Origin of the sequence: Ligilactobacillus ruminis DSM 20403 = NBRC 102161, assembly GCF_900113455.1 — a bacterium.
Taxonomy (GTDB): domain Bacteria; phylum Bacillota; class Bacilli; order Lactobacillales; family Lactobacillaceae; genus Ligilactobacillus; species Ligilactobacillus ruminis.
This window is the reverse complement of the sequence record NZ_FOPI01000024.1, coordinates 1-12,739: the sequence shown is the minus strand read 5'-3', so window position 1 is coordinate 12,739 and position 12,739 is coordinate 1. Positions and strand designations below refer to the sequence as shown.

Sequence of the window (12,739 nt, the reverse complement as noted above, 5' to 3'; positions counted from 1 at the left end):
GAGGAATTGAAAATGTACGTAAAAGATGGAACTTCAACTTTGAAACGCGTTTTGACGTGTCCGCCGACCTTTTTGAAAAAGGCGGCTCCGATTAACGAAATTTCAAAGCTTCATCCGGAACCGCTCAATTCGGAACTGCTTGCTTCCGAATATCAACGCGTGCTTGATGCTTATGAAGAAGCGGGGGTGAAAGTCGAAAAGCTGACTCCTGATGCTTCGATGACGAATTCGATTTTTGCCCGCGATTTTGGCGGATGCGTCAAGGAAGGATATATTTTGGGGCGTTTCAAAAAAGAACTGCGCTTCCCGGAACGAAAGGCTTATGAAGACAAGATGAAAGAATTGGGTATTCCGAAGATTGCGGAAGTGGAAGACGGTTATTTCGAAGGCGGCGACTTTGCCTTTTTGAGAGAAAACGTGATTGCAGTCGGCATGCTTGACAGAACCGATGAAAAAGGATTCGAGACAATCAAAAAAGCACTTGAACCGCTTGGATACGAGGTTCACCCGGTGCCGGCCGATCCGAGGTATCTTCACCTTGACATGTGTTTCAATCTGGTGGACGAAAATTTGGCGGTTGCTTATCTTGACGGCCTTCCTGATGAATTTAAAGCTTTGCTCAAGCGCTTGGAAATCGAAGTCATCGAAGTTCCTGAGGATGCGATTTTTCATCATGGCTGCAACCTTGAAAGTTTGGGTGATCACCGCGTGCTTTCGCTCAAGCAAAATGCAGAGGTCAATCAAAAATTGCGGGAACACGGAATGGACGTCATTGAGCTTGACGTCGTTGAAACGCTCAAAGCAGGCGGCGGTCCGCACTGCATGACGTTCCCGCTTGCACGCGGCTGAAAAGCTCTGCATTTGAAAAAGACGATGGAGGAATTAAGATAATGGAAGATTTGAGATTTCGCAGACAGGTAGACGATTGTCAGCCGTACGTTGCGGGCGAATCGGAAGCGTCCGTTTTGCGCCGCTATGATTTGGAAAAAGTCGTCAAACTGGGTTCAAACGAGAATCCGTTTGCGCCTTATCCGCATGAAAAAGAGGCAATGCAAGAAAGCTTGAACTTTTTGAACCGCTATCCTGAAGATGATTATCTTGAACTGACGAAAACGATTGCGAAACAAAACAGGGTCGAACCGGAAAACGTTGCGCTGGGGAGCGGAGCGGGCAACGTCATTGAGACGGTCTCGCGCCTTTTTTTGGACGAAGACGACGAAGCGATGATTGCCAAGCCGACCTACCGGCTTTACCGCGAAGTTTCCAGGCTGATGGGCGCAAAAGTGATCGAAGTTCCGGTCAGAGATGACTTTTCGTACGATTTTGATGCGATGAAAGCTGCGATTACCGAAAAAACCAAGCTGATTTGGCTGTGCAATCCCAACAACCCGACCGGTGCAATCAACGATCCTGCTGAGATTGAAGAATTTATTGACGAAGTCGGCGATAACGTCTGGATCGTGGTTGACGAAGCTTATGCTGATTTTATCGAAGATGGGATGCGTCCTGAACTTGTTTCGAGGATCAAACACAAAAAAGTAGCGATCATCCGGACGTTTTCGAAATTTTATGGCTTGGCCGGAGCTCGCGTTGGCTACGTGATTGCGCGCAAAGAAGCAATCAAAAAATACGACACTATCACCGAGCCGTTTTGCGTCAATCGAACGGGACTGTTTGCCGCAATTGCTGCTTTGACGAAAGACGTTGAATACTGTCGCAAAATCAAGGAAGTCATTTCGGCAGAACGCCATCGCGTTGAAAACGAGCTGCTCGGATTATCGCTGGAATTTGTGCCGTCGCATTCTAATTTTATTTTTGCCAAGTTGCCAGACGGGTTTGATGCGGATGTCGTTTGCGAGAAGATGATGTCAAAAGGCGTCATCATTCGTTCCTGCAGTGCCTGGGGATACCGAGACTGCGTGCGCATTACGGTCGGAAAGTCAGCGGAAAATACGGAAATGTTGCGCGTTTTGGGGGATGTTTTGGAAGAAGAAAAGGTTAGAAGCTGAAATTCGAATCGGAAAGCGAGGATTTTCATTTTTGGAAATTCTTGCTTTTTTTGTATGCTTTCTTTGTTAAATGCAGAGCAAAACATTCAAAAACGAGTTGATTATGTTATAAAAAGTAACAACAGGCATTTGCTTAAGGTGTTTTTATGCTTAATAAAAGAAAGAAATTTTTGCGATTTGTTTGAAAAAGAAAAGTTATGCAATGATATGCATTAAATAATGATTATAAAAGACTTGTTTTGAATAAATATCATGTTATAAAATTTGACACGAAAAGCAACCCAGAGTAGACTTACATTAACTTTTAATTTTCTAATTGAAACATAAGCAAGCAGAAAACTTGCAAATAAGGGATATCCCAAATGTCACAAAAGGTTATGCAAAGGAAGGGCAGGTTGATGAATTATGAAAAACAGGTTAGCAAAGATCTTTTGCTTGCTCGCAGCGGTTGGCGCAGCGATTTTTCTGATAAGCGGCTGCGGTTCAAAGAAAACGGGCGCAGTTGACACGATCAAGGACAAGGGAACCTTGGTTGTCGGAACAAGTGCTGATTATGCACCGTTCGAATTTCCAATCGTAAAAGACGGCAAGAAAGAAATAGTTGGTTATGACATGATGGTTGCTCAAAAAATCGCAGACAACATGGGGGTTAAGCTAAAAATCGTCAATACGGAATTTCCGTCTTTGATTTCGGAACTCAAAAACAAGAAAATCGATCTGATCATGGCAGGGATGGTTTCAACAGCGGAACGTCGCAAGGTAATTGCATTTTCCAAGCCGTACTACAAAGTGTACAACGTTGTTTTGGTTCAAAAAAAGGATGCCAAAAACTTTCCGACAAAGGCAAGTCTCGCCGGCAAGCAGATCGGCGTTCAGCAAAGCACGACTCAAGAAGCGATTGCCAAAGAACAACTTAAAGCAAGCAAGCTCGTAACAGAGTCGCAATTAACGAGTCTGACGACTGAACTCAAGGAAGGCAAGCTTTCAGGCGTTGTTTGCGAAAAGGCGATTGCCGACAACTATCTGGCGACGTATCCTGACAAGTATGCTGTTTCCAAAGTCAAGCTCGTTACTCCTGAAGAAAACAAAAATATCGACATTGGCATTCGCAAAGATGACAAGGATTTGAAAAAACGCGTGGACAAAGTTTTGACGAAACTTGAAAAGTCGGGTCAGCTTGACGAGATGTTCAAAAAAGCTCAGAAGATTCAAGCAGAAAATAAATAAAAACGTTGATTTGACTGTCTGGAGTGAAGGTTATGTTTGATTTTTTAAGCAAGTACTATCCGCTGTTCTTCTGCGGAACGGCACAAACGGTAATAATATCACTGATTGGCGTTGCAATCGGAATTTTGCTCGGATTGATCGTTGTTTCGATGCGGATGTCTGATTTTAAGGTTCTCTCATGGCTCGCGCGCTGCTACGTGTCGATCGTGCGCGGGACGCCCGCGATGATTCAGGTGATGCTGATCTACTATTCGCTTTCGAAACTGTTGGAACTGCCGGACGTTTCGATTCTTGGCTCAAGCATTGCGCGCATTATTCCAGGATCGATTGCTTTGGGAATAAATTCCGGAGCCTATACCGCCGAAATTTTTCGTTCCGGAATCATTTCCGTCCCAAAAGGTCAAACCGAGGCCGGACTTAGTTTGGGCTTGGATGAATTGACGACGATGACGAGCATCGTTTTGCCGCAAGCCGTCAGAAACGTTTTGCCTGCGTTGTGCAATGAATTCATTTCGCTGATCAAGGAATCCTCGGTGCTTTTTTACATCGGGGTTCAGGATTTGACGGCTCAAGCGCTCGGAATCGGCGGAACGCTTTATGATTTCGTGCCGCCTTTGATCGTTGCCGCAATCATCTACTTCATCTTGACGTTCCTTTTGTCGCAGGGCGTCAGCGTTCTTGAAAAGAAAATGGGCAAGAAGTACAGCAACGGAATCGTTTGATTTGGAAAGGTGTGGATAAGATGGAACCTTTGATCAATGTTATCGGATTGAAAAAATCGTACGGGTCAAATTCTGTTTTAAAAAATATCGAATTCAAAGTCTACCCAAAAGAAAAAGTCGTTTTGATCGGACCGTCAGGCGGCGGCAAAAGCACTTTGCTGCGCTGTTTGAATCGGTTGGAAGAGTGTGAAGGAGAAATCGAATTTGAAGGGAAAAACATCGTCAGCGTCAGCTCAAAGGAACTGCAGGTTTTGCGGCGCAAGATGGGAATGGTCTTCCAACAGTTCAATTTGTTTCCGAACATGACGGTGCTTGAAAACATTACGTTTGCACCCGTCAAGCTGAAGGTTTCAGAGCCAAAGGAAGCGGAAAGATATGCGCATGAGCTGTTAAGACAGGTCGGGCTGGACGATAAGGCCGATGCTTACCCGCAGTCGCTTTCTGGCGGGCAGCAGCAGCGCGTTGCGATTGCAAGGGCGCTTGCGATGAAACCTGAAGTCATGCTGTTTGACGAACCGACGAGCGCTCTTGATCCCGAAATGGTCGGTGACGTTTTGGACGTCATGCGAAGACTCGCCAAAAGCGGGATGACGATGATCATCGTCACGCATGAAATGTCGTTTGCAAGGGATGTGGCAGACAAGGTGTTGTTTATGGATCAAGGCAGAATTGCTGATGCCGGAGATGCCGACTATATCTTTTACAAGTCTGAAAACAAGCGGACGCGCGAATTTTTGTCGAAGGTCATGTAAAAATGCAAAAGTATCGAGTAAAGGATGGATTAAAATGAAAAGTTTGTATGAAAGGTCGCTCAAAGTTTTTCCGCCGGTCGCTGGTCGTGCGACGAGAATCGGAGCGGTTTCCGGACGAGGGACATGGCTGATTGACGAAAACGGCAAAAAATATTTGGATTTTGCGTCAGGGGTTGCAGTCGTCAATTGCGGACATAATCATCCAAAAGTCGTCGAAGCAATCGAAAAGCAGCTGCATGAGCTGGTTCACGGCGGACACAATGTCGTGTATTATCCAAAATACGTGGAGCTTGCAGAAAAACTTGTTTCAAGGGTCGGAAACCCCGGCGAATACAAAGTCTATTTTTCAAACAGCGGTGCAGAAGCGAACGAAGGCGCAGTCAAATTGGCGCTCAAAGCGACGGGACGCCCGGGGATAATCGCGTTTAACGGCTCGTTTCACGGGCGGACGCTGCTTTGCGCTTCGATGACGGCTTCAAGCGCATTATATCGAGAAAATTACGAACCGGAACTGCCGCAGGTTTATCACGCTGATTTTCCTGATGTTTGGAATACGGATTTGACGGAACAAGAAGAAATCGAGCGGTGTTTAAATTCCGTACATAAAATTTTTACGAATCTGATTTTGCCTGAAAGAGTCGCCTGCATGGTGATCGAACCGGTTCAGGGCGAAGGCGGCTATTTGCCGGCACCGAAGCGTTTTATTGAAGAATTGCGTAAAATCTGCGATGAGCACGGTATTTTGCTGATTTTTGACGAGGTTCAGTCCGGCTACGGCAGAACGGGTTATCTTTTTGCCAAAGACTATTATGGCGTTCAGCCGGACATTTTCACGTCTGCCAAAGCAATTGCAAACGGGATCCCGCTCAGTGCCGTCATCGGAAAAACCGAATACATGGATAAATGGCTTGCAGGAGCGCATGGCGGAACTTTTGGCGGCAATCCGTTGGCCTGTGCGGCGGGATGTGCAGTCCTTGACGTCATTGATGAAGATTTTTTGGAAGACGTTCGAAAAAAGGGCGCATTCATCAGAGAAAGGCTTGAAGATTTGAAGGCAACACATTCAAACGTCATCTTAAGCATTCGCGGAATCGGCATGATGAACGGCGTTGAATTCAGAAAAGACGGCAAGCCGTTGCCAAAAATCGTTTCAAAAGTTCAAGAGATTGCGCTTTCCAAGGGACTGATTCTGCTCAATTGCGGGACTTTCCACAACGTGATTCGGCTGATTCCGCCTTTGACCGCAACTAAAGAAGAGATTGAACAGGCAATTGGGATTATTGATGAATGTTTGAAAGAAATCGAGGGGTGAAAACATGAGCTATACTGCAATCAATCCGGCGACCGGAGAGATTGTCCGCGATTTTCCGACGGCAACCGATCAAGAGGTCAAGCAGGCGCTGGAAGCGGGATCTGCTTTTTACGAAAGCCAAAAAAGCGTATCAGTCGCAAAACGGGCAAAGCTTTTATTGAAACTTGCCGACGTCATGGACGAAAACGTCGAAGAACTGGCACACGAAGCTGCCGAAAACATGGGCAAGCTTTTGCGTGAAGGTCGCGGAGAAGTCGGACTTTGTACCGGTATTTTGCGATATTACGGAACAAAGGGCATCGAGTTGATGCGGCCGAAGACTTATGAATACGGAAACGGCAAAAAAGCCAGGCTTTATCATCAGGCGCTCGGAATCGTTTTGAGCGTTGAACCGTGGAATTTTCCCTATTCACAGGCAATCAGAGTGCTGGCGCCGTGTTTTTTGCTGGGAAATGCAGTGATTTTAAAGCACGCAGGCATTGTTTGCGGATGTGCCGATCTGCTCGAAAAACTGACGGTCGAGGCCGGTTTTCCGAAAGGCGCGTTCAAGAATCTCTTTTTAACTCATGAACAGACTGCAAATATTATGGAAGATCCTTGCATTTGCGGCGTAGCGCTGACCGGGTCGGAAAAGGCCGGCAGGATAATTGCCGGACAAGCCGGCAAGAATCTGATCAAAGCAACGATGGAACTTGGAGGAACCGACGTCTTCGCCGTGCTGGACGATGCCGATTTGGAAAAGGCCGTCAAGGACGCGGTCCAGGCCAGACTCAGAAATTGCGGGCAGGTCTGCACGTCTGCAAAGCGGTTCATCGTCGAAGAAAGCATCTATGACAAGTTCGTTGACGGTCTGAAAACTGAATTTTCCAAGCTTGAACTAAAAAATCCGCTCGATGAAACCGCAGACCTTGGCCCGCTCAGTTCAAGGGATGCAGTGCTGACGCTGACAAATCAGGTTAATGAAGCAATCAGTCATGGAGCAAAAGTCGAGCTTGAAGGCGGGGCGATTCCCGGCGGGTGCTACTTCAAGCCGATGATTTTAAGCGAAATCGAAAAAGGAAATCCCGCCTATGATGCCGAATTCTTCGGTCCGGTTGCTCAAATCTACGCAGCAAAAGACGATGCGGACGTAATCAGAATCGCCAATGATTCCGAACACGGCCTGGCCGGTGCCGTCTATTCAAAAGATGCGGAGCGTGCCAAAAAAGTGGCGCTTGCAATCGAAACGGGGCAGATTTTCATCAATCAGCCTTCAAGCGCGCATCCGGAATTGCCGTTTGGCGGCATTAAGAACTCTGGATTTGGCAGGGAGATGAGCGACATCGGGTTGTTCGAGTTTGCAAACGAAAAAATCGTCGTCGACTGATTACTTTTAAATATTTTCTTAAGAAATCCTTAACGTTCTTAGTGATGTTAAGGTTTTTTTATGCTATGGCGGCTGATTTAAGAATTGGTTTCAGAATCTATTAAGAAATTGACTCTAGAATCTTTGTTATAAACGTTAGAAGCGTAGGAGGAACTGCAATGAAAGAAGCATTTCGGAAAATCAGAAACAATGCGTACGTTGTTTTCGTTTCAAAAACAATTTTTTACTTTTTGATTCTGCTTGCGCTTGTCTACCTGTACAACTACAGCGGAATGAGTCAGTCGCACTTTATTTACAACGAATTCTAAGGAGCAGAACAATGGAAAACATTATCAGCAGAATCGATCGGATCGCAACGGAAAATCCCGATCGAATCGCCTATGATTATTTGGGGAGAACGAATACTTACGGGGAATTGAAGGAAAAGTCAGATGCCCTGGCAGCATATCTTAAAGCTTCGAATCTGCCAGAAAAGGCTCCGCTGATCGTTTTTGGGGGTCAGGATTTTCAAATGATCGCAACCTTTTTAGGCATTGTCAAATCCGGTCGGGCCTATATTCCGGTCGACGTTCATTCATCTGAAGATCGCGTCAAAGTCATTGAAGAAATCGCAAAGCCTGCAGCCTGCATCGCGTTAAGCGAGCTTCCCGAAACGGGGCGGGAAGTTCCTGTAATTTCCAGGGAACGCCTGGACGAAATCATGGCTGAAGAAGGCAAGCCAGTTAGCGAAGAAGATTACGTCAAGGGAGACGATGACTTTTACGTCATTTTCACTTCAGGGACGACCGGCAAGCCAAAGGGCGTCCGGATTGCGCATGACGATCTGGCAAGTTTCGTTGACTGGATGGACAGGGATTTCGGGCTGGAAAAGGAGCAGACGGCCTTATCGCAGGCACCGTACTCGTTTGACCTGTCAGTGATGGATCTTTATCCGACTTTGACAAATGGCGGCAAGCTCGAAGTCTTGCCTAAGGAAACAACTGATAATTTCAAGCAGCTGTTTTCGCGCCTGCCGGAGATGAAAGTCAATACGTGGGTTTCAACGCCTTCGTTTGCCGATATCTGTCTTTTGTCAAAGGAATTTGACGAAAAACATCTTCCTGACTTGAAACGATTCATGTTTTGCGGTGAAGAGCTGACGCATCAAACGGCTCAGAGATTGAGGGAACGTTTCCCGAACGCTCAAGTTTTCAATACTTATGGTCCGACTGAAGCAACCGTTGCCGTTACTCAAACGGAAATTACGGATGAAGTTTTGGAAAACTATCAGCGTCTGCCGATTGGTGTCTGCAAGGAAGACGCAAAAATCATTTTGCTGGATGAAAACGGCAATGAAGCTGAAGCGGGAAAGGCCGGGGAAATCACGATCGTCGGTGCCGGCGTTTCAAAGGGCTATTTGAACAATCCTGAAAAAACTAATCAGGCATTCTTTGAATATGAAGGCAAACGTGCATATCGAACGGGTGATCTTGGACGTTTTGATTCAAACGGTCAATTGATGTATATGGGTCGTTTGGATTTTCAAGTCAAGCTTCACGGCTACCGCATCGAACTTGAAGACGTCGATCAATGCCTGTCGCACGTAAGTCTGGTTGAACGTGCCGCAACCGTTCCGCGTTATGACGGAAATCATAAGGTGAGCCAGCTGATTGCATATGTCGTTTTGAAAAATGCAGAGTTTGAAAATGAATTTAAGATGACTCAGGCAATCAAGGAAGAGCTCAAAGAAACGATGATGCCTTACATGATGCCGCAACGTTTCGTTTATGTCGAGACGCTGCCGTTGACCCAAAACGGCAAGGTCGATCGCAAATCCTTGATTAAGGAGGTTAATCGCTGATGATCAATCTGCAGCCGTATCAGAATCCAACCTACTTCGTTCTGTTGGCAGTTGCACTTTTGCCGCTTGCAATCGGGCTGCTCTATGGCAAGCGGTTTAAAGTATATGAAATGATTGTTTCATTTGCTTTCTTGCTGTTGACGTTTGGCGGCGTCAAGCTGAATGAGGGCTTGGCCCTGTTGGGATACGTTATTTTTGAAACGCTGTTGGTCTGCGGATATCATGCCTATCGAAAGAAACAAAACTCAGGATACGTTTTTGTTTTGGCAGTTGTTTTGGCAATTGCTCCGCTTTTGATTTTCAAACTGACGCCTTTTGTTACCGGCAAGCCTTCCATTTTGGGATTTTTGGGCATCAGCTACTTGACGTTTAAGGTCGTTGGAACGGTGATGGAAACGCGTGACGGGATGATCAAGGAATTAAAGTGGTATCACGTGCTACATTTTCTGTTGTTCTTTCCGACGATTTCGTCAGGGCCGATTGACAGGTACAGACGATTCAGAAAGGACTATGAAAAGGTTCCTTCAAGAGAAAAATATCTGGAACTTCTGGGCAAGGGCGTCTGGAACATCTTTTTGGGATTTTTCTACAAGTTCATCCTGGCTTATGCCTTCGGAACGCTGATTCTGCCCGTTGTCAGCAAGTATGCGCTTGGACATGGCGGAATCTCCTGGTGGCTTGTCGCCTATATGTACGTTTACGCAATGGACCTGTTCTTTGACTTTGCGGGCTACAGTCTGTTTGCGGTCGGCATCAGCTACATCATGGGCGTTGAAACACCGGTGAACTTCAACAAGCCGTTTATCTCAAAGAACATCAAGGAATTTTGGAACAGATGGCACATGTCGCTTTCATTTTGGTTCAGAGATTATATCTACATGCGTTTCGTCTTTTTCATCATGAAGAACAAGCTGATGAAGAATCGAGTTCACATCGCATCAGTCGGATATCTGCTCTTGTTTTTGATCATGGGCTTCTGGCACGGACTGACCTGGTATTACATCGTGTACGGGTTGTACCATGCCTGCGCGATTATTTTGTGCGATGCCTGGCTCAGGTTCAAGAAGAAACACAAAGACAAGCTTCCGCATAACAAATTTACGGAATGTTTGGCAATTTTCGTGACGTTCAACGTCGTTTGCTTCTCATTTTTGATATTCTCAGGTTTTTTGGATACGTTGTTTTTTGCTAAATAAGAAAGAGGTTTTATAAATGAAAGATACAGTTTTGGGTATTTTGGAAGATTTGACGGGTTCGGATGAAGTTTCAAAAGATCTGGACGTAAATTTGTTTGAAACGGGTCTGCTTGATTCGATGGCAACGGTTCAATTGCTGCTTGAACTTCAGGCACAGTGCGGAATTGACGTTCCCGTTTCTGAATTTGAACGCAGCGAATGGGATACGCCGAACAAAATCATTGCCAAAGTCGAGAGTATGCAATAAATGAAAAAAGAGTTGTTTAAAATCTTTGGCCCGTTGATCTGCGCATTTTTGCTGCTGGGGATTTTCCTTGGGCTTCCGCTTTTCAACCGGGGCAAGATTTCAAAGGAAAAGATGCGCGAAATTTCATATTCGCAATCGACAAATATTTTCAAGGGCAGATACGTCAAAAATCAGGCATTTTCGGGCAAGTACGTCCCGTTTTTCGGATCGTCCGAACTTTCAAGACTCGATGCGCTCCATCCTTCGATTTTAGCTGAGAAGTATCATCGAAATTATCAGCCGTTTTTGCTTGGAAATGCAGGGTCGCAATCGCTTGCGCATTTTTATTCGATGCAGCCGGTCAATTCGGCTTTGCACGGCAAAAAAGCCGTGTTCATCATTTCGCCGCAATGGTTCGTAAAAGACGGCACAAATGCTGAAGCGTTCAGTTTGTATTATTCAAATCTTGAGGGCGTGAACTGGATCTTGAATTCAAAAGATTCGCGTGCAACGCGCTATGCTGCAAGCAGATTGCTTGCGATGCCGACGGGGTCAAGCGACGAGCTGATGAAAATGGCATTGAAGAAAAAAGAAAAGGGCAAGCCTTTGGGCAAGACGTTGCGCTGGTATCTTGAATATCGTCGCAATGCGCTTGAAAATGAAGATCATTTGTTTTCAATGTTCAAGCTGAATGACCGGACTCAAAAAGTCGACAGGGCCATGAAGAAGCTTCCTGAAAGATACAGTGTCGGAAAACTTGATGCCGTTGCGACAAAACTCGGCGAAAATGCAACGGGCAATAACCCGTTTGACGTTTCAAAAAAATTTTGGAACAAGCGTTTAAAGGGCAGTTACAAGGAACTCAAGGGCAAGCAGGCTGATTATGACTATACTCAGTCGCCTGAATTTGCCGACTTCCAGCTTGTTTTGCAGCAGTTTAAAGATAATAATATGGACGTCATGTTCATTATTCCGCCTGTCAACAGAAAATGGATGGAATATACCGGACTTTCGCAAAAAATGCTTGATCGATTCGATAAGAAAATTATTTATCAGTTGCACTCTCAAGGTTTCAACAACATCTGCGACATGACAAACGTCAAGGAAGAACCGTACTTCATGCAGGATACGATTCACCTTGGCTGGCGCGGATGGCTTGCGGCCGATACCTATATCAGTCCGTTTATGGCCTCCAAATTTGAGGCGCCTCATTACAAGATGAATGACATGTTTTACAGCAAAGGCTGGCAGAATTTGTCAGGCAGCGGAATTGACGATTTGAAGTAGCAAAAAGCTCTCGTTTATGCGAGGGCTTTTTGTTTGGCAATTGTGTAAAATGCAGTGTGCGAATTTAGTGATTCGGTCTATGATTTTAGTAGTATAATAAAGCCAGATTATATAAAAGGAAGTCCTCAAGATGAGCGATAAACAAGAATTAGTGCTTGCTTTGGAACGTTTTGACAAAGCATGCCAAAATGATTACGTCAACGATACCGTCAACAAGACGGCAGTCAGTCTGAAGAAAAATGAAAATGCGGCTCAAGAAGCAAAATGGGCATATCAGCGCTTGAATCAAACGATGCTTGCGGAACATCTAAAATTGGATGACGAAGCTAAAACAGCACTCGCAACGATCAAGAAGATTGCCGAATCTGATGGTGCTTTGGGCGGATTAAATACGTTTAACGCAACGAACGTTTGGTGAAAAAATCCCTTTTATTTCTTGAATCAAATGAAATGCCGAACAAATTCGGTTGTACTATGTCCTGTCAAGTATACAGTTCAAATATAAAATTTTAACTAACAAGATACGGCTTGATTTCGGAACTGTTCTGCGGTCAGGCCGTTTTTTGACGCATAGGCACGTTTCCTGTTGAAATAGTCTATTGCTCCCTGAACTAATGTTTCAAGCTCTTCAAGGTTGGCAGGCCGCGGATGATGATCCATCCAGATGTGCTTGAAATCGTTCCACCAGCGTTCCATAGGTGAATTCTCCCATGGATGCCCGGGATGAGACATGCTGTGAACACATTTATTCTCTGTCAGATAATTATTGAAATCCATTGAACAGTATGCTGCTCCGCGGTCC

14 protein-coding genes are annotated in these 12,739 nt (G+C 45.4%); 13 read left to right on the top strand and 1 reads right to left on the bottom strand.

Translation table 11 applies throughout. From position 1 onward, the window contains the following. Positions 1 to 12 precede the first annotated feature (12 nt). From BMZ95_RS07620 to BMZ95_RS07555, 13 genes are all read left to right on the top strand, one after another. Entirely contained in the window at positions 13 to 849 is an 837-nt protein-coding gene (locus BMZ95_RS07620; protein WP_046922296.1) for a dimethylarginine dimethylaminohydrolase family protein, read from the top strand. A 41-nt stretch (positions 850 to 890) separates the two neighbouring features. Then, positions 891 to 2,009 carry a histidinol-phosphate transaminase gene (gene hisC / locus BMZ95_RS07615; RefSeq protein ID WP_046922295.1) on the top strand — a complete coding sequence of 373 codons (1,119 nt, stop codon included), beginning with the start codon at positions 891 to 893 and terminating at the stop codon, positions 2,007 to 2,009. Between the two features lie 405 nt (positions 2,010 to 2,414). Beyond that, positions 2,415 to 3,236: a transporter substrate-binding domain-containing protein gene (locus BMZ95_RS07605; protein WP_046922294.1), complete on the top strand. Its 822-nt coding sequence runs from the start codon at positions 2,415 to 2,417 to the stop codon at positions 3,234 to 3,236. 32 nt (positions 3,237 to 3,268) lie between these two features. Beyond that, positions 3,269 to 3,958, top strand: coding sequence for an amino acid ABC transporter permease (locus BMZ95_RS07600; RefSeq protein ID WP_014074103.1), 690 nt, complete (start codon positions 3,269 to 3,271; stop codon positions 3,956 to 3,958). A gap of 20 nt (positions 3,959 to 3,978) precedes the next feature. Next, complete coding sequence (locus BMZ95_RS07595; protein ID WP_046922293.1) at positions 3,979 to 4,710, top strand: amino acid ABC transporter ATP-binding protein; 732 nt, start codon at positions 3,979 to 3,981, stop codon at positions 4,708 to 4,710. A gap of 34 nt (positions 4,711 to 4,744) precedes the next feature. Next, positions 4,745 to 6,022: an aspartate aminotransferase family protein gene (locus BMZ95_RS07590; protein ID WP_046922292.1), complete on the top strand. Its 1,278-nt coding sequence runs from the start codon at positions 4,745 to 4,747 to the stop codon at positions 6,020 to 6,022. A gap of 4 nt (positions 6,023 to 6,026) precedes the next feature. Next, complete coding sequence (locus BMZ95_RS07585) at positions 6,027 to 7,388, top strand: aldehyde dehydrogenase family protein (RefSeq protein ID WP_046922291.1); 1,362 nt, start codon at positions 6,027 to 6,029, stop codon at positions 7,386 to 7,388. Positions 7,389 to 7,546: 158 nt separating this feature from the next. Then, a complete protein-coding gene (locus tag BMZ95_RS07580; protein ID WP_003692063.1) occupies positions 7,547 to 7,696 on the top strand; it encodes a teichoic acid D-Ala incorporation-associated protein DltX in 150 nt (49 codons plus the stop codon). Positions 7,697 to 7,707: 11 nt separating this feature from the next. After that, positions 7,708 to 9,228: a D-alanine--poly(phosphoribitol) ligase subunit DltA gene (gene dltA, locus BMZ95_RS07575; protein WP_046922290.1), complete on the top strand. Its 1,521-nt coding sequence runs from the start codon at positions 7,708 to 7,710 to the stop codon at positions 9,226 to 9,228. Further along, positions 9,228 to 10,424: a D-alanyl-lipoteichoic acid biosynthesis protein DltB gene (dltB, locus tag BMZ95_RS07570; protein WP_014074098.1), complete on the top strand. Its 1,197-nt coding sequence runs from the start codon at positions 9,228 to 9,230 to the stop codon at positions 10,422 to 10,424. Before dltA ends, dltB begins: the two co-directional genes overlap by 1 nt. Positions 10,425 to 10,440: 16 nt before the next feature. Further along, complete coding sequence (gene dltC / locus BMZ95_RS07565; protein WP_003692058.1) at positions 10,441 to 10,671, top strand: D-alanine--poly(phosphoribitol) ligase subunit DltC; 231 nt, start codon at positions 10,441 to 10,443, stop codon at positions 10,669 to 10,671. Further along, a complete protein-coding gene (gene dltD / locus BMZ95_RS07560; protein ID WP_014074097.1) occupies positions 10,672 to 11,937 on the top strand; it encodes a D-alanyl-lipoteichoic acid biosynthesis protein DltD in 1,266 nt (421 codons plus the stop codon). 130 nt (positions 11,938 to 12,067) lie between these two features. Further along, positions 12,068 to 12,355 (top strand): hypothetical protein, encoded by a 288-nt coding sequence (locus BMZ95_RS07555; protein WP_014074096.1) that lies wholly within the window; start codon positions 12,068 to 12,070, stop codon positions 12,353 to 12,355. Between the two features lie 95 nt (positions 12,356 to 12,450). Here the strand turns inward: BMZ95_RS07555 and BMZ95_RS07550 are convergent. Beyond that, positions 12,451 to 12,739, bottom strand: a 289-nt coding sequence (locus BMZ95_RS07550) for an integrase core domain-containing protein (protein WP_143454985.1), incomplete at its 5' end; no start/stop codon positions are given.